Origin of the sequence: Algoriphagus resistens, from assembly GCF_001442615.1 — a bacterium.
In the GTDB taxonomy this organism is placed as follows: domain Bacteria; phylum Bacteroidota; class Bacteroidia; order Cytophagales; family Cyclobacteriaceae; genus Algoriphagus; species Algoriphagus resistens.
This window is the reverse complement of sequence record NZ_LMXN01000001.1, coordinates 514,025-536,381: the sequence shown is the minus strand read 5'-3', so window position 1 is coordinate 536,381 and position 22,357 is coordinate 514,025. Positions and strand designations below refer to the sequence as shown.

20 protein-coding genes are annotated in these 22,357 nt (G+C 39.5%); all 20 read right to left on the bottom strand.

The genetic code is table 11. The annotated features are described in order from the left end of the window. Positions 1-4 precede the first annotated feature (4 nt). Positions 5-1,288 (bottom strand): TolB-like translocation protein, encoded by a 1,284-nt coding sequence (locus tag AS141_RS02240; protein WP_057935984.1) that lies wholly within the window; start codon positions 1,286-1,288, stop codon positions 5-7. Then, positions 1,285-2,373: a glycosyltransferase family 4 protein gene (locus AS141_RS02235; protein ID WP_082632134.1), complete on the bottom strand. Its 1,089-nt coding sequence runs from the start codon at positions 2,371-2,373 to the stop codon at positions 1,285-1,287. Before AS141_RS02235 ends, AS141_RS02240 begins: the two co-directional genes overlap by 4 nt. Beyond that, positions 2,360-3,619 carry a hypothetical protein gene (locus AS141_RS02230; protein ID WP_057935983.1) on the bottom strand — a complete coding sequence of 420 codons (1,260 nt, stop codon included), beginning with the start codon at positions 3,617-3,619 and terminating at the stop codon, positions 2,360-2,362. Before AS141_RS02230 ends, AS141_RS02235 begins: the two co-directional genes overlap by 14 nt. Further along, entirely contained in the window at positions 3,603-4,730 is a 1,128-nt protein-coding gene (locus AS141_RS02225) for a glycosyltransferase (protein WP_057935982.1), read from the bottom strand. Before AS141_RS02225 ends, AS141_RS02230 begins: the two co-directional genes overlap by 17 nt. Then, positions 4,727-5,788 (bottom strand): GumC domain-containing protein, encoded by a 1,062-nt coding sequence (locus AS141_RS02220; protein WP_057935981.1) that lies wholly within the window; start codon positions 5,786-5,788, stop codon positions 4,727-4,729. The genes AS141_RS02225 and AS141_RS02220 overlap by 4 nt, the downstream gene beginning before the upstream one ends. A gap of 87 nt (positions 5,789-5,875) precedes the next feature. Then, positions 5,876-7,069 (bottom strand): glycosyltransferase family 4 protein, encoded by a 1,194-nt coding sequence (locus AS141_RS02215; RefSeq protein ID WP_057935980.1) that lies wholly within the window; start codon positions 7,067-7,069, stop codon positions 5,876-5,878. A gap of 28 nt (positions 7,070-7,097) precedes the next feature. Then, positions 7,098-8,012, bottom strand: a complete 915-nt coding sequence (locus tag AS141_RS02210) for a glycosyltransferase (RefSeq protein ID WP_057935979.1) — start codon at positions 8,010-8,012, stop codon at positions 7,098-7,100. 10 nt (positions 8,013-8,022) lie between these two features. After that, complete coding sequence (locus AS141_RS02205; RefSeq protein WP_057935978.1) at positions 8,023-9,492, bottom strand: glycosyltransferase family protein; 1,470 nt, start codon at positions 9,490-9,492, stop codon at positions 8,023-8,025. Continuing rightward, entirely contained in the window at positions 9,492-11,498 is a 2,007-nt protein-coding gene (locus AS141_RS02200) for an NAD-dependent epimerase/dehydratase family protein (RefSeq protein WP_057935977.1), read from the bottom strand. The genes AS141_RS02205 and AS141_RS02200 overlap by 1 nt, the downstream gene beginning before the upstream one ends. A 10-nt stretch (positions 11,499-11,508) precedes the next feature. Then, positions 11,509-12,591 (bottom strand): DegT/DnrJ/EryC1/StrS family aminotransferase, encoded by a 1,083-nt coding sequence (locus AS141_RS02195; protein ID WP_057935976.1) that lies wholly within the window; start codon positions 12,589-12,591, stop codon positions 11,509-11,511. 173 nt (positions 12,592-12,764) lie between these two features. After that, complete coding sequence (gene pseI / locus AS141_RS02190; protein ID WP_057935975.1) at positions 12,765-13,769, bottom strand: pseudaminic acid synthase; 1,005 nt, start codon at positions 13,767-13,769, stop codon at positions 12,765-12,767. Continuing rightward, positions 13,762-14,760: a hypothetical protein gene (locus tag AS141_RS02185; RefSeq protein ID WP_057935974.1), complete on the bottom strand. Its 999-nt coding sequence runs from the start codon at positions 14,758-14,760 to the stop codon at positions 13,762-13,764. The genes pseI and AS141_RS02185 overlap by 8 nt, the downstream gene beginning before the upstream one ends. Beyond that, on the bottom strand, positions 14,757-15,416 hold the full coding sequence (locus tag AS141_RS02180; RefSeq protein WP_057935973.1) for an LbetaH domain-containing protein: 660 nt from the start codon (positions 15,414-15,416) through the stop codon (positions 14,757-14,759). The genes AS141_RS02185 and AS141_RS02180 overlap by 4 nt, the downstream gene beginning before the upstream one ends. Next, positions 15,413-16,300: an HpcH/HpaI aldolase/citrate lyase family protein gene (locus AS141_RS02175; RefSeq protein WP_057935972.1), complete on the bottom strand. Its 888-nt coding sequence runs from the start codon at positions 16,298-16,300 to the stop codon at positions 15,413-15,415. The genes AS141_RS02180 and AS141_RS02175 overlap by 4 nt, the downstream gene beginning before the upstream one ends. Further along, a complete protein-coding gene (locus tag AS141_RS02170; protein WP_057935971.1) occupies positions 16,297-16,761 on the bottom strand; it encodes a MaoC family dehydratase in 465 nt (154 codons plus the stop codon). The genes AS141_RS02175 and AS141_RS02170 overlap by 4 nt, the downstream gene beginning before the upstream one ends. Beyond that, a complete protein-coding gene (locus AS141_RS02165) occupies positions 16,758-17,573 on the bottom strand; it encodes an aldolase/citrate lyase family protein (protein WP_057935970.1) in 816 nt (271 codons plus the stop codon). Before AS141_RS02165 ends, AS141_RS02170 begins: the two co-directional genes overlap by 4 nt. Next, positions 17,573-18,268, bottom strand: a complete 696-nt coding sequence (gene pseF / locus AS141_RS02160) for a pseudaminic acid cytidylyltransferase (protein ID WP_057935969.1) — start codon at positions 18,266-18,268, stop codon at positions 17,573-17,575. Before pseF ends, AS141_RS02165 begins: the two co-directional genes overlap by 1 nt. Positions 18,269-18,306: 38 nt before the next feature. After that, positions 18,307-19,527, bottom strand: coding sequence for a UDP-4-amino-4,6-dideoxy-N-acetyl-beta-L-altrosamine transaminase (pseC, locus tag AS141_RS02155; RefSeq protein ID WP_057935968.1), 1,221 nt, complete (start codon positions 19,525-19,527; stop codon positions 18,307-18,309). Between the two features lies 1 nt (position 19,528). After that, entirely contained in the window at positions 19,529-20,539 is a 1,011-nt protein-coding gene (pseB, locus tag AS141_RS02150) for a UDP-N-acetylglucosamine 4,6-dehydratase (inverting) (protein WP_057935967.1), read from the bottom strand. Between the two features lie 6 nt (positions 20,540-20,545). Next, on the bottom strand, positions 20,546-22,324 hold the full coding sequence (locus AS141_RS02145; protein WP_057935966.1) for an ABC transporter ATP-binding protein: 1,779 nt from the start codon (positions 22,322-22,324) through the stop codon (positions 20,546-20,548). Positions 22,325-22,357 lie beyond the last annotated feature (33 nt).

Here is a 22,357-nt window from a genome sequence, read left to right as displayed (position 1 = left end):
AAACTTATCCATACAGATTTATCCAATGTAGTTTTCGGCTACCGCTGTGTACAGAATCGAAATATATTTTTTTGCCATCGCGTGAAAATCTCGGGTGAAGATCGCAACGGGTTTCCCCGTAGAACTCTAAACTCTCGAAAAACTCCCCTAAACTTACCAACATGTCCTGATTTAGATTATATAAAAGTAATTCCTTCATTCTTCCTTTATTTGGATAGGTATCCGTGATCATCATTTCACCTAGTGTACTTGGGTGCCCATCACCATACCTCTGAACGGTCTCCCCCAAAGGAAATACCTCTCCAGTGACTACATGAACAATATAATACCTGTCCCCCTCTCCCAAAACCCTCATGTAGACAACCAACTGTTCACTATCTATCCAGCTATAATGACTCACCATTTGATCATCCGCTACCAACTTTACGTTGTCACCATATTGATCCGCTACAAACAGCCGGTCAAATCTTCTACCATTGATATACAGCCTATGTAAGAATACGAACCTGGCCCCATCAGGGGAAATCATTATATGATTGATTTTTTGCGCCCCCAAAGAAACTGATTTCAACTCAAAAGAGGAACTATTAAATTCATCTTTACTTAAATCAGAAAGGTTTAGTATGGTCTGATAAGTTTTAGTACCAAAATCCACTCTATAAATCCCTTCTTTTTTCATCAGATGGGCATCTCCCGATTGGCCACCGTGATTTCTATATCCGTAATCGGGCCTCAGCTCATGGAGTTTTGGAAAATCAAGACTTAACGCATAGTCGTCATTATAGCAATCGTACACAGGCAATTCTATGGTTGTCTCAGAAAAATCTCCTAAAGAGTAGTCCACCACTATTGCATGATACCCCGCTTCAGCGGAAAAGTCATTAAATATAAACTTAGTTGCCGAAAGCCACTGAAGTCTGGCCCCTTGCTGCCAATTGTAACTCTTAACCTTTCTTTTATAAACGCAAGCTCCTTTCGTAATATCCCACAGCCTCACTTCTATTGGGTGTGAGGAAGAGGGGATTTTCTTGGTAGAATACTCAGAGTAGTGATATAGAATAAAATTCCCATCCTTGGATTCGGGAGATTTATCGTAGTATCCAAAAAATGTCTCCCCCTGGTTTTCTGCTAGTTCATTCACTTGGTAATCCGATCTATACCTATACCCTTTTTTATGAATGGTGTAGTTTATCCGTTGGTAGACTTTTTTTATTTTATTTTTAGCTTGTGGAAATGCACTAAGGGATCTGGCCAATAATCTTTCCCAAGCACTAAATTGCGTACTCATAACTTAGATAGGTAAAGTTCCTGGTAGTTTTGGGACATTTTTTTTGCACTGAATCTTTCTATTAAAGAAAGACTTTCCCTTGAGGAAATAGGTTGATCATATGAATTTATGGATTCATCAATTAAATCAACTAATTGCTTTTTAGTCTGAAAAAGGCAACCTTCTAATTTTGAGCCTTGTATGATTTCCCTATGCGGTTCTATATCAGATAAAATCATAGATAGTCCACAAGCCAGCCCTTCAAGAACAGAGTTGGGCAATCCCTCAGCCAGAGAGGCTGAAATCATAATATCAGCACATTGTAAATAATCCAGCACATTGGATATTTCCCCCAAAAATCTAATATTCTTACCTTCTGCTGCATGTTTCAAATCTTCGCGATCTGGACCGTCACCGATGATCAACAGCAGTGCATCGGTAGGGTCAACCGTAAATGCATCCACGATCATCCTTACATTTTTTCTTTCAATAAGGCTCCCGACCACTACGAAAATCCGGGCTGAAGCCGGTAGGTCCAATTCAGCTCTTTTTTGAATCTTATTGGGTACCGGCTTGAAAACATCCAGGTCTATTCCATTTTGGATTACCACTGAATCAACCCCTACCGTGCTGAGCTGCTTAGCTATTGCGTAAGAGCATGATACAACCTGTAGTTTTTTAAAGTATTGTAAATGCTGTCTTGCCATCATCCCTCCCTTGGTTTTCCCGTATTTTTTGGGATAATCTATCCTAGGGAAGTTTCTGGAAGTCGTAATGCAGGGTATGCTTTGTTGATACCGGGTAAGGTACCCATCCGATCGCAGCCCCATAGATTGCAGGATATCCGGAGAATACGCCTTCACAATTCTATCAATTGCGCTTTTATTTAATAAGAGCCCTTTAAGCCTTCCAGAATTAAGGGATGAAACAGCCACCCCAAGTGAAGTGAAATGTTCCAACATTGAATTTTCAGGCTCTTTGGAAAGGGTTATAACCTTTGCCTCAAATTGCCTGGGATCCATGTATTTGATGAGGTAATAAAGCTGGTTGGTAGGACCTTTTCGCTCCAAGGTGGAAACAAGGAACAGAATTTTAATTTTTCGCATTTCTGATTGCGTATGTTTCTGATAACCAAAGACCAAACAAGAGAAAGAATATAGCAAATGGCGAACGTATAGGGTTTAAAACAACCATCGTAAACCCTAAATAGACTACGGTTCCCATCACCAAGAAAAGACCCCAGTTATCCCTGTTTATAAATAAATTAACCGACTTGATAAAACTCCCGACCAGCATAAGTACAAGCACCACTATAAACGGCCATTTACCTTGCGCATAATAGGTTAAATATCCGGAATCTACCAATCCCACTTTGCTGACAGCATTCACAAGAGTACCATACTCATAGGGTTCCAGTTTCTGGAATACCTTTGGCCAAATCCGTCCCGACCTCGCTGAAAATGACTTGTCAGAAGCCCCACCTTCCAGCAGTCTAAAAAACCGTCCAAATAGAACATCCAGCCCAATAAAGTGGTCAATCAAAACCAAAGCAAGTACGGCAAAACTTAAAAACACCAGCCCGGTATAAATTTTATGCCGTTTCCCGAAGAATATCCAGCCTAAAAACAAGGTGAGGCAGGCTGTCAAGACCGCGGCTCTGGAAGTAGTGATTACCACAGTCACAAAACTCACAAGTATAAACAAAGCATCCCAACTCCTCTGCTTGCCAATGAACCTAGCAAGAAAGTAGGTCATGGTAAGAATTGCAAAGACAGACAAACCTGTCGTATTCACAAAAAAACCGGAAGCCCTGATGCCATCTGTTACACGAAAATGCTCATCTACTGCAAATGGGATCATGTGTTTGGTGATCAAAAATGATGGTGAGACCACCCCCAATCTGCTTGCGATCTGCATAAGCCCATACACCAGGTTGATCAGTATGCTGATCTTCAATAGATTGTTTAACAATCCATCCAGGCTATCCGCCTTTTCAGATTCTGACACATGGATATAAAGTAAAAAAGGCAACCATATAAGTGCCATTCTCAACGTATTGGAAATAGCACCCAACCCTTCATAACCGGAGAAAAGGCCTAAAATCGGATAGCATAACTCAAAGGCAATAAATGCAAGAACAAAGGAATTCAATACTGGATAATCTTTGATGCATTTTGTTTTGGACAACACCACAAGGCACAAAAAAATAAGCGGAAGGGCCAAAAGGTCGGATACACGTAGATTGTTTTTGCCTAACAATGGCAAACCATAAGGATATAAAAAAATAAGCGTCACCAAATACCCTATAAGGAGCCAGTCGATAACTGTTTTTATTTTAAGTCTTAGCAGCACCCGAGTCTTTTTTTTCAGTCAGCAGATCAAGGTAGCTTTGTACAGCAGTATCCTTTGAAAATCTCTTCAACGTACTCCTTATAACCTCCTTATTCCATTTTCTGTGCAAGGTCTCAGTTACTGCCTTGGCAAATTCACCGACATCGTAGCCATTGACCAATTTCCCGTTTACCTCATTGATAATAATATCCTCAGGCCCGCTGGGACAGTTCACACTAACTATAGGGATGCCAAATTCCAGTGCTTCCAGCAGCACATTTGGAAAACCTTCATACCAAGAACCCAAAACCAGTACGGAAGTTTTGGCATAAAAAGGTGCCACCTCTTTTTGGGCTCCAACCAGGGTTACGTTGTCCGCAAGCCCAAGTTCTCCCCTTAATTGCAGTAAGGATTCCTTTTCAGGCCCATCTCCTACAATGGTAAAGTGAAAATCCTGTCTGGTCCTGGCCAGTTCACCTGCGACTTTCAACAAAAAACTTACATTCTTCTGCAATTTCAATTTTCCTACAAAAAGCAACTTATTTTGACTCTGAAGCCCATCCAGGCTTGCAGTTCCGATTAAGTTATTCAGGGGCCGGATTTGATGAAAATTAAAAATCGTTGAAATACCCGTTTTCCTGCCCCCCCTCAGTTTTTCCAATTCCCTGTGCATGCCAGAGGATTGAGCAATAATATGGTCAACATCAAAATAAAACTGCCTGATTAAAAAGTAGCTTGCATATTTATGCCAAAGGGATCTTTCGTGCTTGAATTTCTCGGTGAGATTATTAATTGCTCTGGCTATAATCCGAAATCTGAGTCCACTTAATTTTCGGATTAATACCAGGACTACACTTAACTGAAAAGTAAAAACCAGCGTCTGGGTGTAGTCTCCTGCCTGGATCAGCTTCTTTAAGGAAAAAAAGGCTTGCCGAGCATGGCCTATCTCCAGATTGGTCAATCTGACTTTTGGGTCCAGATTTTCCCGCAAAACAGCTTCCCGTAATTCCAATACAACCAGATCTACCGGAATACCCTGTTGCACAAATGCATTGGCCAGTTCGACACATATTTTCTCAGCCCCACCCAAACGCAGTGAGTTTATGACAAACAAAATGGGTTTTGTCATCATTGGTCCAATTCCACTGGCTTAGCAATCAAAACATAACAGATTGACAAAGCTGCGGCTAAAAAACCGAATACCACTAAGTTTAGAACCAATTTAGGACTGGATTCTTTCAACGGAACATAAGGGGGTTCCAATACATTAAATACAGGTGACGCACGTTGAACCCTTATTTTGGCCTGCTCTACTTCTTGGGCCAAACCATTGTAAACATTAAACTGGATAGACACCTCGTTCTGAAGTTGCTCTCCCCGCACTTGTGAACTTGAACTAGAAAGGTTAAAGTTCCTATCTCTGAAATTGGCCAGATTAAGTTGCGCCTCCTCATACGATAGTTTTGCATCATCCAGTCTTTCTTGTATAAATAATAAGTTACGCTTATCCGCACTTGCCTTGTAATCCATAATGTATTCGGAGAGGTAACTGTAGGTAAGTTCGGTCAATCTGGCAGCTACTTCAGGATTTTGCATTTTAACCTGGACTGTAACGAGTCCCATCGCCATATCTACCTCTGCACTCACCCTACTCCTGATCTGTGAAAGTGCGGAGTTTTCTTTAGGGGCCAACTTTCTGGAATCCCGCCTGACTTCAGCAGTGTCAACGGCTGAAGTCTTTGGCTTACCCCCGTTTTTGAACAGACCAATTATACCCGAGGGCAATCGCTTGATTTTTTCAAAAAGTGTCCGTTCTTGATAATTGACAAAATAATCCTCCAACAGGATATGTTGGTCCAGCTCTTTAAAATAGAACTCTTGTTTGATCAGGTAAAGCCCAAATGGAGTACTGTTAACAACATCCGGGTAGAGATTCGGAGGAATAGTACTTCCGCTGTTTTCATTTAATTGTATTCCTGCCAAACCCGCCAAACTTCCCAATCCTCCGGGCAGTTTGCCTGACTGTTCTATCACCGGCAGAAGTGTTGTTGTGGATATATATTCGTTAGGGGAACCTAAAAACTGTATAAAACCCAGAAAGAGCCCTACTAAAACGCTGATCAATATCAATTTTCGGTTTAGTTGAAGGGCTTTTATGATATCTGAAAAACGTATCTCTTTTTCTTTCATGTGTTTATAATTGTTTTTCAAAGGTCACAAGGAATCTCGCATGCATTATAATCGTCCCTGTGTGTGATGCTTGTGACATGCTCGATTTCATGAGATTGTCTGTGATTTTTTCTCCAATAAGGTTAGAAATTCCTTTTCGTAAGTAAGAATATTCTTATCAGAATTGTAATTAGTTTCAATAAATTCAATTGATCGACTGGAAACAAATGCCAAATTTTCCCTATTCTTGATAATTTTGGTCAATTTATCCTTCCACCCATCTACGGTGTTGCTTGCCAAATAGCCATTGTCACCATCAATAATATATTGGTTCAAGGGTACTACATCAGATGCCAACACAGGTAAACCTATTGACATGGATTCGATTACGATTTTGCTCAATCCTTCATAATCTGTAGCAAGACATAGTAAGTCAGAAGCAAGCATTAACTTTTTCAGCTTCTCCTGGTTCATATAAGGTAAGATCTGAATCCGGTGCTGCAGATTCAACCTTAAAATCAATTGCTCAATTTCTTCTTTTTTCTCCCCTTCTCCTACAAGTGTCAATTCCCAGGCAATGTTGGGATCAAGTTCAGACAGGCCTTTGATAAGAAGATCATGGCGCTTGGCCAGCTTTGCCATTCTGGTCGCCATCAGCAATTTAAAGGTAACCTGTTGGTCCTGCTTCCATTTTGCACCTTCTGAAATAGACGGCTCCACACCAATATCTTTGATGAAATACCCAGTACCCCTGGATAAACCCAATTGCTCGGTAGCATCCAAAAACATAGTATATAAGCCACTGGAAATAAAATTCAATGCATCAGCCTGCGTGAAGATCTGTTGGTACTGGCTTTTGAGTGTAGGCTTCAGCCTAATGGATTTCTCCCAATGCATTCCAGCCATTCTGACAACCAGCTTAAAATCAAACTTTTTCTGTTCCTTAAATTTCAAAAACCACAAACACGGACGCAGCAAATAATAGGTATGGACTATGTCTATTTTATTTTTTCTTAATATAGGCGGCATCAAAAGAAAAGTCACGTACTCGTTTAACCTCTCTTTTATTCTTTTGCCGATTCCAGATTTTGAAAAAGGAAAGTCAAACTCTTTTATATGGATAACAGTAACGCCGTTGACTTGGCTTATTTTTTTTAACTGCACTTGCCTGTCTCTGGCTACATAAATCACAGTATGATTCAAGGCTGCAAATTTGGAAGCAATTAATCGCAAAGAAGTTTCTGCCCCACCCTGGCTTGTCGTTTTGTAAGGGGATCTATTTGTATAAAAAAGAATATTCATAATATGAATAAGCGTGCTATCTAAAAAACTAAAATTTCAGGAAAAATTGAGAAATCCCTGAAATTATCCGCGCGAATACTCCATGTTTCACAAGAATGAAACGATATTTTTTGTCAGTTAAACTGACACTCCCCGATAATTTACGCAAATAAAGTTTTGCAGCATCTTCGTTGCCGATTCTTGTGAAGTATCGATACATCCAATAATGGGTATTGATTTTATTGGCGATCTTTTTCTCTTTGGAAATATCTGACCATACGCCTCCGGCATGTTGCCGGTATACTGCAGGTTTGATTTCTGAAAAATATTTCCCTTTCCCAGACAGACCTAGCTGCGCGGTGATAAAATTATCCCCGTTCATAAAATAGCTAGTTTCTTCTGCCTTTTCTTTGATACTATCCAGATTTCTAAAAACCATTGACAAAGTCAGAATATTCGTTTTACCCCCTATCAGGTCCTTTTGGGTATAATCCCTTTTGCTGTGATCAGGCATCTTGGACTTTTTTATTACTTTTTCATGGTCATCAATAACCATTGCATCGTGATAGGTAATGACATAATCTGGGTTATTTTCTAAAAAATCAACCTGCTTTTGAAGTTTTAAAGGATCTGTCCAATAATCATCCCCTTCACACATGGCAATATATTTCCCCGCTGCTCTTGGGAAATTATAGGTTGCAGATACAGCACGGAGACCTTTAGACCATTGATTTTCCTTCTGGATTATCGGCTTTATGAGGTGAGGGTAACGCGTCTGGTAAGTCTGGATAATTTCCGTAGTCCCATCTGTGGATGCATCATCGTGGATAAGAATTTCATACGAAAAGTCTGTTTTTTGGGCCAAAAATCCTTCTATTGCCTGCTCAATAAAATTTGCGTGATTATAGGTCAGGCAACATATGCTCACTACTACTTTAGAAGAGCTATTTTGATTAACTTTCATTATTCGGATATCAGCCTTTTTTCATTTTTATAAACTTTTTATAGATCTTCTTGAAGGGCCTGATCAACTTTTTCTTCGTCTGCTTGAAATCAAGTTTCTGTAAATTAACTCCCCTATACCTCCCTGCACGATGAGTGATGGCTTGGAAATATTTATGCCTGATTCCATGTGTTTTCATATAAAACCCATACTCAAGACTTCTATCCATGGGTTTGGGGGGCAAATTCTTAGTGTCCAGCAAGGCAAACAACTCTTGTTTTGTGGAAGGCTGATAGACCACATTTAACCGTGAATACAAAGAATGGCTTAGGGAAATGGTAGGAGTTCCGCTGTAGGCTGCCTCTACACCGACAGTAGAGAGATAGCATATCACCAAATCTGCCTGCTCTATAAGAGTATACGTATCAATTGGAGAATCCGGCTTTATCACTTCTAGCTGATCTGAGGCGAGATTATACCACAATTCTTTCTCCCGCTCACTTTGGTTGAGCAGGTTTGGATGAAGCCGCAGGTATAATTTTGCATTGGCTCTGTTGGAAAGATGGTTTGCAATTTCAACCAGAGACTGCTCTTGCGAATCAAAAAGCACATGAGGATTCACCTCATCGCCCACGGCGGCATATTCTGATATGCTGGAATTGAAATAAACGACATTGAAGTGCTCTTTATCCCAAGAAGTTGGCAACAGGCCTACCTGTTGATCTTTGGCATGGACTCTAAAAGAATCATTTTTCCTTACTTTTCTTTCTTCAAAAAATTCACGACCGATTTTTTGCTTGGTGCTCAGGGGTAAGGCTGACTTTTCCCAGTTTTCCTCCAGTTCATCTTTCCTCATTTCCCAATCGTGCCTATAATTAGTCCCCAGGGAATAATGAAATTTATTACAAGCCCGGTCATGTATGAAAAAATGTTGTTTCTGCCGTTGACATATGCGAAGGATTGGACGATAGGTAGCTACCCTCCCATTTCGGAAAAGTACCAAGTCCGGCTCAACCTTCTCCAGCCATTTTTGGAAGGAAGTAGCAACAATCTTGGAGGAATGTATAATTCGATTGATGACCGCTTTATCCGCTATAGTATCCGGATCAAGATCGTTGGTGACTGATATATGCGAAGAGGCAGCAGCTAACCCGATATCAATCCCTTCCCAAACATACTTTTTAAGTTCTTCAAGATTCTTAAATATCAGTTCATTATCCAAACATTCAACTTCTTTAACAGACAGCAGCGAATCTGTAGATACTCGAATATGGGGATTTATTATCCTCTTCGCCAAATTTATCTTGTGCTGAACACTCCTTTTATAGAGTCCTTTGGAAATCCCCTTGTCTATTCCATTATACCATTCTACATAAGGAAGAATTCCCCCGATATGCACGTAATGTACTTCATGTCCTTTTTCAGCATATTCTTCTGCCAATTCCAAACTAGTTTCGAATTGGGGAGCTTCGTGCCAACTTTCAAAAATTAATACTTTCATTAGTGGGTATTTGTATAAAAAAATGCAACAAGTGATCTAACGATAGATTCAAGGTCATGCTCGGGAGTTACACCCAACTTGCTCCTGATCAAGGAGGAGTCCATGCCAAATTTCAAATCTGTCTCTGTGGGTTTCAGCTCCAATTCAACAATTCTCTGATTGGATTGATCTTCAACTATACGTTTGACCATTTTGGCGATGTCCACTATATTATAAATACCTTCAGCACCCAAATTGTACACTTCCTCAGAAGAGGGGCTGATTTGCTCTGTGAATCGAACGATATAGGTAACCGCATCCCTCACATCCATTATTTCCAGTTCCTGCTTACCGCCGATTATTACTAGTTTTTCACCTTTCATTGCTTTCAATACCAATTTGGAAAGGAGATCTACCGGTACCAGTCCCTCTTTCCCTCCCGATATGGCTGCCAATCTTAAGGAGGTGGTTGTAATATGGGGGTACAGCTTAGCAATTGATTTGAGCATTAATTCAGAGGCATATTTAGCCTGTGAATAGGGCATAGTCGGAGCAACAGGGTCTGACTCCTTCCATAAAGGTGCAAGGGTCTGACCGTATACGCTCTGGGAGGATAAATTGATAATATACGGAATCTGATGGCTTGCCAGGCATGCAAATAAGTCTGAGGTGAAAGCTAGACTTTCTGCTATTTCAGTTTCAGTACAATGAGGTCTTGCAAATGCCGAATGGATTACGATATCAATATTCCCTACTGCAAATTCCCCATTGAAAAGAGCCGAATAGTCGTAATATTCTATTCCGGATTTACCAAAAAGTTCCTTTAACTTGTCCAGGCTCCTTCCCATGGCTATCACCCGGACCTGCGGTTTGGTATTCAATTCTTTTACCAAGCTCCTTCCCAAATATCCTGATGCACCTGTAACCAAGATGGTCCTTGTCAGGGGAAAAACACTTGGACTGGCTTGTTGTGCAAGTGATTGAGCTAGTTCATTCCTGTCAAATGCGAGTACTTTATCTGCGGTCTGCCGGATCCCAAACCGATTAGTGTTGATGGTAATTTTTAAATTTGGCCCTATTCCCAGCCAGCTTTTTATACAGGCTTCTACCTCATTGAATCCCATTAAAGCCCTCAATCCGGTAATGCCGGTAAACCGGGGATTCATCTCAAATATTTTGAGGCCTTTCTTAGTCAATCTGCCTTGAATATTCAAAGGGCCAACCAATCCTTTCTCTTTGAAAACTGGAAGAAGTTTATCCACAACTGCCCAGATTTCCTCATTTTCATAAGGTAAAATCTCAATCGGAACTCCGTTGTTTAATTTATTATAGGAAGCCATTTTACCAATTACCTCCCCTTCTTTGGATAAAACCAATTGGATCGAAATCTCCGAAACCTGGGGATTTTGATTCTTGGCTATACCATTCATATATAGCTGATAATTGGGATCATCAGGGGTAGGCACTGCTAATTCCTGAACAATATGATCATCAGATATTTTCCCTAGGTCTGCTTCATTTCTTATGATTTCCACCCCCATCGAAGCAAATCCACTTCGAGGCTTTGCAAGCAGGGGATATTCGGCTTCCCCTTTAGCAATGAGTTCTGAAATACTATCTTTTTGATAGCATTTCACAAAAACATCTACTATAGGATTTAACTCCCGACTCATTTTTTCTTTGTCTCTACAAATCGAAATCATGTCTTCACTCGCTGCCAGGATTTCGATATTTTCAAGTGCAAATCTTTCTCTATTCTTAGCATATATAAATGCTTCATCATCTCTACCCGGAATAAGAAGATCGATTTGATGCTCCTTACACTTTGCAATTAGCTTATCTACAAAATCTGAAGCATAGATAGTGGGGGTATAATCGAATGCATCACAGGCGTACGCCCCATAAGCGAAGGGATTTGTTCCCAGCCCCACAGTCTTCAATTGTAAACCTGACAAGCGACAGGAATTAATTACGGATTCTCCAACCCCACTTCCAATACAGGAAATCCCAATAGTATAAAATTTCATTAACTAGATTTTAATTATTCTTTGCATTAAGCATGGTCCTACAGATTAAATCCACCTCCTCGACGGCGAGATCATAATACAGTGGAAGGCAAAGCACCCTCTTGGCCAACGCCTCGGTTACGGGCATTCGAACAGATTCTAAATAGGGTAAGATTGCAGCTAAGGACGGATAAAAATATCTTCTTGTAAAAATCTCCCTTAATTTTAATTGCTCCATACACTTTAGCAAAACCTCCTCATTCTCAAATATGACCGGCATGTATCCATAGTTATTAGTAGCTGCCTTGTGCCAAATAGGAGCAGCTAATTTGGACTGGACTAAGCGATGCCAATAACGCTCGGTCAGTTCTTTTCTCTGTTGGAGAATACCGTCCAGATAATCCAGGTTGGCTAGTCCCATGGCAGCATGGAATTCCGAATTTTTCCCATTAATCCCAAGCTCGGCAAATCTTTCAGGTCCTGCAAATCCAAAATTCCGCATATACTCCATTTTCTTTAAAGTTGTGGCATCCTGAGCCACTATCAAGCCCCCTTCTATGGAATGATAAAGCTTGGTAGCATGTAGACTACAGATAGAAACATCACCGTAATCAAATATTGATTTTCCTTTCAACTTCACCCCGAAAGCATGGGCTCCGTCATAGATGACTTTAAGGTTATGCTTTTTGGCTATTTCAGCAATTTTTTCAACATCGCAAGGATTCCCATACACATGAGTAGCCAAAATTGCACTAGTATCCTTGGTGATGGCTGCCTCAATTTTATTGGCATCAATATTCAAACTGGATGCGTCAATATCTACAAACACTGGCTTACAACCTTCCCATACAATGCTACTGGTTGTTGCGATAAAAGAAAAAGGAGTTGTGATTATTTCCCCTTTCAAGGCCAGTGCTTTAATGGCTATCTGAAGGGCAATGGTACCACTGGTGACAAATAACAGGTGATTTAATTCTTCCCGTTCTTTAATCCGAATTTCAAGCTCGCTGGCAAGCGGCCCCATATTAGTCAGCCACTGACGCTTCCATATACCATCCAAATAGGCATTGTAAACTTCTTTAGGAGGAAGAAACGGCTTAGTAACAGGAATCATTAGTTGTAACGATTATAATTTTAATGAGTATTTTCGATCTAATATTTTTTTCTGCACAGACAGGTCTATTATAACAGAAATCCAAGAATATCCATTTTCTGGATAAGGTTAATCACTGCCAGTGTTTAATTTCAAGCTACAAAGCCCTCTTACTGCAAATATATTCATAGTTGCTAAAAATGATGAAACGCGAGGGGCTGGCCTTTTACTAAGTCCATTTTCGCCTTTTTCCCTATTATTTCTTCATAATGGCAAGGATGCAAACCATTTCCAGGTCTCACAGAACGTATGTTATCACTGGTAAATAGTTCGCCTTTGTTAATATCCCGGGCAACAAATAATGATCTTCTTCTTAATTTGTTAGGCTCACTTACATGGTAGGTAATTTTCCCCAAGGAAATCTCTGCTTCCCGCACCGAATTAACCATCCTTCTAAATTCATCAGGCTCCATAGAAAACCCCGAATCAGGGCCGCCTAATCCTCTTTCTAAAATAAAATGTTTCTCAACTACTGAAGCTCCCAAAGACACCGCTACTACCGGCACAGTACTTCCCATCGTATGGTCTGAAACGCCTACTTTAACACCAAACGTATCTCTGAGGTTAGGGATGGTCAGCAAATTTGCCTGAGCAACTGTAGCTGGATACTCAGAAGTACATTTTAACAGTGTTATATCTTCATTGCCCACTTTTCTACAGGTATTTACAGCACGTTCAATATCCGCTAATTCTGCAACCCCGGTAGAAATTATCATGGGTTTCTTTTTGGAGGCCACATACGCAATCAAAGGAATATCTGTAATCTCTAAGGAAGCAATTTTATAGATCGGGATATTTAAATTCTCTAAAAAGTCAACTCCGCTTTTGTCAAAAGGAGTACTAAAAAAAGACAATCCCAATTTTTCAGCAGCTCTTTTCAATGGCTCATGCCATTCATAGGGCAAGCTCCCTTCCTGAAATAACTCGTAAGGTCTTCTCCCTTTCCAAAGCCCGCTTTCCTTAGGTCCAAAATATTCATTGTCTACATCCAAGGTCAATGAATCAGGAGTATAAGTCTGGACTTTCACAGCATCAGCACCTGCTTTAGCCATTTCTTGGATTGTCTTTACAGCTAAATCAAAATTATTATTATGGTTGGCAGATAACTCTGCTATTATAAATGTATTGTTGTTATTCATTTTCTAGAATATTTACCACTCTGTCCACTCCTTTTAAATCAATAGTTTTTTTGGAATTTATAACTAAAAATTCCCGGCTGGATTTATCATTAATAAACCTCTTCAAACTCCTGATTAGGTCTTTACTGTTTAACTCATTGATATCACCCAAATGAAATATGGCGTTTGTTCTTTGCGCCAATACTTTGGATGCATATGCATTTGATTTTTGATGGCCCAAACTTAAAATCGGCATTCCCAAACACATAAATTCATAGGTACTCACCCCAAAGGTTGACACCAGTAGCTCTGTTTGAACAATCTGGTCAAAATCAAAAGGACTAAATACTACATTTTTTGGAACTTTTAAAGGTATAGTATTCAAGTGCAAAAAGTTTTCCCCAAAAAAAAAGCTGAATATAATACCCTCGAACTCTTTAAAATCGATCATATTATAAACTCTGAGCAGAACATTTTCAGGATCACTCCCGCCAGTAATAATCCCAACATTCTTTACATCTTCCAAACTTTCAAAAGGTTTGGTACTAAGGGATGAGATATCTTGATTAAATGTGAAATACCGCAAACCTTGAAAAATTTTCGTTTTGGAATCAAATACGCTAAAAAAATCAGCTTCCTGGTGGATGGATGGCAAAATAAATATATCAGAAAGGTGTCTGGAAGCTGTATTAACCTGATAAAACACAACCTTGACCAACTCCTTGATTGTCTTAAATGCTTCTTCCTCAAATTCCAACATTCCATCTACAAAAAAGGTGTGGAAATCCCCCGCTTTAAGGATAGCTAACGTTTGTACAAGTTCTTTTTCAGTGTCAAGATTACTATGGATAAAGTCAAAACCCACCAGGTTTTTCCAAAAGTGGGAGGCTCTATGGATAAATTCTACTGTATGCCCCCGCTTTTTTAATTCCCTTGCTAAGTGCCAGCTACGATAAAAATGTCCTAAACCAACCTTGCCCCCAGCGTCGACCCTGAATAGGAATTTACTCATTCTAAGACTGTTCCAATTTGTCTTGCGGGATTTCCGACCACTTTCGCGTAATCAGGAACAGTCTTAAGCACTACAGCCCCCATACCCGTGATTGACCATTTACCTAAAGTCACAAATTCCAAGGTGGTGGCATTAGTACCGAGATAAGCTCCCTCTTTCAAATTAACATCAGCCCCTATACACGCATTGTTGGCCACATAACTATAATCCTCCAACTTCGCACCATGCCCAATCAACGCTTGCGCAAAAATATGCACATGATTTCCAATTTTTGTATTAGGCCCCACCACCACTAAAGGTTGAATGCAAGTGCCATAACCGATTTCAGAGAATTTTGAGATTACAGCCGTCGGGTGTATAATCGTTGCAAATCTTTCACGGGGAATTTTCAAATCAGAAAGTTTATTCAAAAACTTGAAATTTAATTTTACTGAGATTAAGGAATAGAAAAAAAATACGTCCGGATCCTCTAAATACTTATCAACAGTTATTTTATCTACTGGACCTAGTACAGGTGAATTATTAATTAATCCTACTTCCTTATCATTAAGGAATCCTAAAATTTCCCATTCCGGAGTTAGCGCATTAATGTCCTCCACAGTCGATTGTACAACAGTGCCATTGCCGTATCCTCCAATAATTATCAATTTTTTCATTGATTTTTGCTATTTATCAATTCAAGTTTTTTCAAAATTTTCTTTGCCTGCAACACAAAAGGAGGACCAACAAATTTACCGTTCATAATGGCAACTCCTTTACCACTTTTTCTCGCTTCCTCATCAAGCCTAAGGATTTCATTGAAATAAGTTACTTCAGATTCCCGTGGAGAGTAATATTGATGTACCAATGGAAGTTCGACCGGACTCAAAACCAACATACCCTCAAATCCCAATTTCCTTGAAAGGATCAGATTTTTCTCCAGATCCTCCAAATCTTTTACTCTCACATGGACCGTATCGATAGGTATTATATTGTTTGCCCTAGCAGCCATAGCAATCAATGCTCTTGGAGTGAACAGACTGATATGCTCTTCATCATGAATACCTTCTAAATCAGTAATAAAATCCTCAGAACCATAAGCTATTGCAACTAACCGTTTAGAAGCAGTACAAATCTCTTGTATATTGACTACTGCTGAAGTAGTCTCTATAAGAGCAATAATCTTATAGTGTCCAATTTCTATCCCCCTTTCATATTCTATAGTCTCCAAGAGCTTATCAAAAAAATAAATATCATCACCGCTTTTGGCCTTAGGGTACATAAATCCCGTCACACCCTCAATACATAATTGGGTTACATCTTTGAGCAATTCTCCACTTTCCCTGTCATTAATCCTGAGATAAATTACCTTCCCTTGGAATTTCCCTTCCTTTATATAGTTAATTATTTTAACTCTGGCCACCTGCTTATTCTCTATAGGTTGGACAGAATCCTCAATATCAAAAATCAATACATCCGCGTTTACGTTGGTTGCATTCTGCATAAATTTGTCGCTATGCGCAGGAACAAACATCAAACTCCTCATCAAGTATTCATTCATGACACCTTCTTTTTTGGGATTAGCACTTTTCTTCTAAAACTAAGAACAGGCACTTGGTTTTGATTATAGGCAATTGTTTCAACATAGATTATACCCCTGTCATTTTTGGATTTGGATTCCCATTTGTTCAGAATTTCTGTCTTTGCATAAATAGTATCATTTAGAAAAACAGGGTTTAGATGTTTCACATACTCATATTCTAGATTTGCAATTGCTTTTCCACTGATATCCGGGACGGTCATCCCTACTACTACGCTAAAAACCAATGTTCCCACCACTAAGATTTTTGAATGCTGCTGGGAAGAACTATAATCCAGGTTAAGGTGTAAAGGATGATGATTCATGGTAAGTAAACTGAACAAATTATTATCGCTTTCAAAAATGGTTTTTGAAAGCGAGTGCACGATTACATCACCTACTACAAAATCCTCATAATAATTTCCAAAATTACTTGCTTTCATTTTTTGTATAGTTGCAAAATTTTATTCACCTTTTTAAGGTGCATTTTTTCAATAACCTGACCATCAATAATAATAGGTGAAAATTCAGACGGTTTTCCAACCTGATCTAATTTTTCATTTATTGATAAGGCCCACGTATAATCCTGCAAAGTATAAAAATTAGTATTCCTTAAAATTTGCAGCTGCCAAGGATGAATTAAAAATTTCCCATCATAGCCTTTTTGAAACCCATCAATTAGTTCTGTTTCAAATATTTTTGCATCGCTCAGCTCCATCGAAGCAAAATCGATCGCTTTAACATCAATCAACCTTGCAAGATACAGAATCTGTTGTCTGGGATATTCAAGGTTTTGCAAAGAATGTATTCCGCCGATTATGGACATAAAATCATGACTCCCTATCCCTATTCCAACGATGTATGGTTTAAATCTAAGTAAAACATCTTTTACTTCCATTAAAAATCTAGGGGTCTCAATCAGAAGTATGATCTCCACCGTCTTTTTCTCAAAAACTGGAAAAACAAGCTGGAAGTTATCTAGTGAAAGTAACTTGGGTAATACAAATTTTGTATACCCCAAGCTTAAAAGATATTCAAAATTAGAAGTATCTATTTTTCCAAATATATCATATATGGGAATCCTGATATAATGGTTTTTATAGTTTGGCTCTTCCTCAAGTTGTTTCAGAATAGTATATTTCTCTGATTCCTTAATGGCATCTTCCATATCTATTATAATATGAGCTGTTTCTGCTATCAGCGCATCATTAATTTTATGTAACCTATTTCCTGGTACAAAAAAGTATGAATCCATTATTTCCTTGATCCCATTAATTTAAACTTAAGCTCAGCCAATTTCCAGTCTGTTTCATTATCTATATCTTGCGCACAGTCTCCTGAAATCTCAAATCCATATTTATTGTCACCTTTAAGCCCTACATTGTACTTCATCCAGTACAACATCCCCGCATCGTGAAAGGCAGGCTCAAGATCTTGGGACCGAATCGACATGTTTTCTGGATAAAAGAATGATATTTTTCCATTTTTTACTCTTAAGGCTCTTTGGATAGGGTAGGAAAATTGAACTACTGGCCTTACAGAATCTACAGAATTTGATATAAGCTCTTCAAATCCCCTGAAGATGATTTCTGTATTGACTAACGGAGCAGTTGGAAGCAAGCAGCAAATATATTGAAATGAAATTCCAAGTTGCTCATAGTTGATCTTTACATCTTCGATAGCCTCTGCCAGTGTTGCAAAATCACTAGCCGCAATGGAAGACCTCAAAAAAGGAACTTTAGCGCCGTATTTCAATGCAATCTTTGCTATCTCCTGATCATCTGTAGATACCATCACCTCATCGAAAAGCCCTGAATTAAGTGCAGCTTCGATAGAATAAGCTATAATCGGTTTTCCCAAAAAGTCCTTAATATTCTTTCGCGGAATTCGCTTGCTCCCACCTCTGGCAGGTATGATGCAAAGCTTTTTCCCAGGAGTTGATGCAGACACAAATTCTAAATTAAAATTTCAAATTATCGCTAATGCACTTAGTACTGATTCTCTTCAGAATAGTACGCGAGTACTGAATCTATCACAAATCCCTGCTCATCAGGAGATAAGGTGGGATACATTGGCAAACTGATGCAGTGACGATAATATTCTTCAGCGAAAGGCATATCTCCCTGCTTCCAACCTAACTCCCTGTAATAGGGCATTAAGTGGGTAGGGATATAATGGATCTGGGTATAGATAGACTTTTCTCTCAACCAGTTATACAACCCCAGACGATCTTTTACTTCCAGAATATATAGATGGTAGGCATGCCCTTCCACTATACCGGACTGACTAAGGACAAAATCCCTGTCTGAAAATGCCTGTTGATACCTTGTGGCAATCTCCCTCCTCCGCTCTATCCCTTCCTCTGCCCGGCCCAGCTGACTTAATCCCAAAGCAGCTTGAATATCAGAGAGCCTGTAGTTATAGCCCAATTCCTGCATTTCCATGTACCATGCCGGATAGTCCGTAGGTTCCTCTGAAGAAATACCGGGGTTCATCCCAACGGCAAACGAACCGGTATTCTGATAGTTCAAATCTTCTTTAACAATTCCGTGCGTTCTAAGTATCAGCAGCTTCTCATACAAATCCTTTGAATTTGTAGTGATCATTCCTCCCTCACCTGCAGCAATATGCTTAACAGGATGAAAAGAAAAGATTGCTAATTCAGCATAGTTACCATTTCCACAGGACTGTTGATTTTTTCCACTATCCACAAAAAAACCACCCGGTGCATGGCATGCATCCTCTATAATCCATAGACCATATTCATCTGCAAGTTTTCGGAAAGCCTCCAGGTCCACAGCCCTCCCTGCAAAATCTACAGGAATAATCCCACTGTACGTCCCTTTAGGACTTTTTTCCAACAACTCACGGACGTTTGCAATATCCAGTAGGTAGGTCTCAGGGTCAATATCCGCAAAAACAACTTCTCCACCACAGTAGCGGACACAATTAGCTGATGCAGCAAAAGTAATCGGGGTGGTAATAACTTTTACACCAGGTTTCACTCCCAGCGCAATGCAGTTCAGGTGTAGGGCTGCTGTACCGTTGCTTACAGCTACAGCATATTTCGATCCTATGTATGCAGCGAATGCTTCTTCAAATTCCTTGATTTTTGGACCTTGAGTAAGGTAATCAGACTTAAGCGTTTGTACGACAGCTTGGACATCTTCATCCGTTATGGATTGGCGTCCGTATGGGATTGGCATCATCTTATATATGAAATGAAGTGTCTACGTGCTCCTGAATAAGTTTACGCATGCTTTCTACGCTTTCCCATTCTGTATTTTCACCGGAATTGTATTGAAAGCCTTCTTTTACCTTTGTTGCTCCAAACTCCTGAATAAAATCCTCCAGTTTCCATTTATGGGTGGCCGGAAGAATCGCATAATACTTTCCAAGATCGTAGGTGAAATACGAATCCGAAGAAGTAATCATTTCTTCATGTATCTTCTCACCGGGCCTGATTCCCACAAATGGTTTTTCACAATCAGGACCAATCGCTTCTGCTACATCCATAATTCTATAGGAGGGGATTTTGGGTACAAACAATTCGCCCCCCCACGCATGTTGCAACGCATGCATTACCATTTCCACACCACCAATTAGAGAGATGTTGAATCGGGTCATTTGGGGATCAGTGATCGGAAGTATACCTGTGGCCTTTCTGGATAGAAAAAATGGGATGACAGAACCGTTGGATCCCATTACATTCCCATATCGGACTACTGAAAATCGAATTGGATTATCTCCCTTAATATTGTTTGCTGCAATAAAAAGCTTATCCGAAGTCAGTTTGGTTGCACCATACAAATTAATAGGGGCACATGCCTTATCCGTGGATAAGGCGACTACACGTTCCACGCCCGTCATAAAACAAGCATCAATCACATTCTGTGCACCATAAACATTTGTTTTTATGCATTCATCAGGATTATACTCTGCAATGGGTACATGTTTCATGGCTGCCGCATGAATGACATAATCTATTCCTTTCATAGCCCTGATCAGGCGTTCTTTATCTCTCACGTCCCCGATAAAAAACCTTATCATCGGATATTGGTCGTGAGGATAATCCAAAGCCATCTGATATTGCTTTTGTTCATCTCTGGAGAAAATAACCAAACGTTTTATAGTTGGATAGTTATCCAAAATGTAATTGGTCAAAGCCTTTCCCAATGATCCGGTACCACCGGTAATTAAAATTGATTTGTCAGTAAACATCTATTGCTAAACTTCTTGTAATTCTACCATTTTTCTAACCTGGTCAGATTTTTCTATGAGCGATTTATAATCTCCACTTGCAACGATCTCTCCCTTATCCAAGAGAAAAATCTCGTCAGCGGCTTTTATCGTAGAAAGACGATGGGCAACAATTATCATCGTATATTGTCCTTTGAGAGAATCAATATTCTCCTTAATAATTCTTTCAGTTTCCGAATCCAGCGCTGAAGTAGCTTCATCCATAATCAGAATATCAATATCCTTGTACAATTCCCGGGCAATTGATAAACGTTGCTTTTGTCCACCGCTGACTTGGATCCCGTTGTTCCCCAATAAACATTCCTCCTGATCTGGTAATGAGGAGATAAACTTATCAATGGAGGCTTTTTCCAATGCCTCCCAGAATTTCTGAATATTCTGGGGCGTCTTTGGAGCCCATTGGGTTATGTTATTGAATATAGAATCTGAAAAAATAACAGGCTCTTGGGTAATATAACCTATTCTGCGATGGTAACTGAGTTTTTCAAGCTCGATTATAGGTATATCATCTAAAAAAATCTCGCCCCTGTCCGTTTTGTAGAGGCCTGCTATAAGGTTGACCAGGGTAGTTTTACCACTGCCACTCTCCCCAATAAATGCAACAGTTGATCTTGATTTTATGTGTAGGTCAACTTGATTCAACACGGGTCTGCCTTCATAAGAAAAACTTACATCCCTAAACTCGATCCCTTCTTGCAGGTGCTTAAATTCCCTGGTACCGTTACCTTCCTGTGCACCATCCAGTGTTTTTCCAAATTCGATCATATTGTGCAGGGATCCTGTCACATTCAAAAAGTTATTCCATTGGTTTTGAAGTTCAACAAGGGCATTAAGCGAACGGTAAAAAAACAGCAGGCTAAGAACAATCGCCCCTATACTTTCTGAAAAAATGTTTACCTGAACCAAAATAATCAAAACCACCACAGTGATTACCATCGGTTCCCTAACGGCAACGACCAGTGAATTATAAAAGCCTATTTTTTTATTGCTACTTTCAATGTACTCGATTGAATCCTTCAGCTTATCAAAGAATTTCCCCATTAATCCCGTAGCTTTCAAATACTTGAAGAATGCCACCTTTTGGATTATCAAGCCTTGGTAGGCATGTCCGCCTTTTGTTATTCGTTTAGAGGTCTCCTTGGTTTTTTTATATATCCTATTGTAAAGTAAATTGGAAACCCCTCCCCCAATAGCAACCAGGGCGGCAAATTGAAAATTGGTTATCATGGCCAAAACCAAGTATACCCCCACCAAAATCCCGGCTTGTACAGCGCTAAAATACGTCTTAAATGCAGTGGACACTCTTCCTACTTCCCCACTGAGTGTATTTTGAACCATCCCAGAATCAATGTTCGCAAAAGATTTAAACTGAAAATTCCCGAGTTTCCTTACATAATCAATTCTTAGCTTTTTAATGAAAAGCTGCTGGGTAAGAACATTATAGTATCCCTGCGCAAATTTCATTAGGCCCTTAAGAATGAAAAAAAACAAAATAGACATCAATACAGACTGCAATGTCAACCCTAAACCCATCTTGTCCAACCCCTCAATCAGGAATTTCATTCCGCCAAAATTTTCAGAATCAGGTTTGGCATCCTTGTCAACCATCTGCAAAAGCGGAATAAACATTGCCAACCCAAAACCGTCCAAAACCCCGACCATCAAACTTAGTCCCAGGGAAATAAAAACCCTGTACTTCAGCTGGGAATAGAAATAATTGAAGTTGGTTAGGTACTTGTTGAGCATTGAATAATATTAAATAAGTCTAATTTTTTTAAA

What these genes read in the sequence shown, in the direction of transcription:
- AS141_RS02240 (WP_057935984.1), bottom strand. Translation starts at nt 1,288, where the DNA reads ATGAGTACGCAATTTAGTGCTTGGGAAAGATTATTGGCCAGATCCCTT.
- AS141_RS02235 (WP_082632134.1), bottom strand. Translation starts at nt 2,373, where the DNA reads ATGCGAAAAATTAAAATTCTGTTCCTTGTTTCCACCTTGGAGCGAAAA.
- AS141_RS02225 (WP_057935982.1), bottom strand. Translation starts at nt 4,730, where the DNA reads ATGATGACAAAACCCATTTTGTTTGTCATAAACTCACTGCGTTTGGGT.
- AS141_RS02220 (WP_057935981.1), bottom strand. Translation starts at nt 5,788, where the DNA reads ATGAAAGAAAAAGAGATACGTTTTTCAGATATCATAAAAGCCCTTCAA.
- AS141_RS02215 (WP_057935980.1), bottom strand. Translation starts at nt 7,069, where the DNA reads ATGAATATTCTTTTTTATACAAATAGATCCCCTTACAAAACGACAAGC.
- AS141_RS02210 (WP_057935979.1), bottom strand. Translation starts at nt 8,012, where the DNA reads ATGAAAGTTAATCAAAATAGCTCTTCTAAAGTAGTAGTGAGCATATGT.
- AS141_RS02205 (WP_057935978.1), bottom strand. Translation starts at nt 9,492, where the DNA reads ATGAAAGTATTAATTTTTGAAAGTTGGCACGAAGCTCCCCAATTCGAA.
- AS141_RS02200 (WP_057935977.1), bottom strand. Translation starts at nt 11,498, where the DNA reads ATGAAATTTTATACTATTGGGATTTCCTGTATTGGAAGTGGGGTTGGA.
- AS141_RS02195 (WP_057935976.1), bottom strand. Translation starts at nt 12,591, where the DNA reads ATGATTCCTGTTACTAAGCCGTTTCTTCCTCCTAAAGAAGTTTACAAT.
- pseI (WP_057935975.1), bottom strand. Translation starts at nt 13,769, where the DNA reads ATGAATAACAACAATACATTTATAATAGCAGAGTTATCTGCCAACCAT.
- AS141_RS02185 (WP_057935974.1), bottom strand. Translation starts at nt 14,760, where the DNA reads ATGAGTAAATTCCTATTCAGGGTCGACGCTGGGGGCAAGGTTGGTTTA.
- AS141_RS02180 (WP_057935973.1), bottom strand. Translation starts at nt 15,416, where the DNA reads ATGAAAAAATTGATAATTATTGGAGGATACGGCAATGGCACTGTTGTA.
- AS141_RS02175 (WP_057935972.1), bottom strand. Translation starts at nt 16,300, where the DNA reads ATGAATGAATACTTGATGAGGAGTTTGATGTTTGTTCCTGCGCATAGC.
- AS141_RS02170 (WP_057935971.1), bottom strand. Translation starts at nt 16,761, where the DNA reads ATGAAAGCAAGTAATTTTGGAAATTATTATGAGGATTTTGTAGTAGGT.
- AS141_RS02165 (WP_057935970.1), bottom strand. Translation starts at nt 17,573, where the DNA reads ATGGATTCATACTTTTTTGTACCAGGAAATAGGTTACATAAAATTAAT.
- pseC (WP_057935968.1), bottom strand. Translation starts at nt 19,527, where the DNA reads ATGATGCCAATCCCATACGGACGCCAATCCATAACGGATGAAGATGTC.
- pseB (WP_057935967.1), bottom strand. Translation starts at nt 20,539, where the DNA reads ATGTTTACTGACAAATCAATTTTAATTACCGGTGGTACCGGATCATTG.
- AS141_RS02145 (WP_057935966.1), bottom strand. Translation starts at nt 22,324, where the DNA reads ATGCTCAACAAGTACCTAACCAACTTCAATTATTTCTATTCCCAGCTG.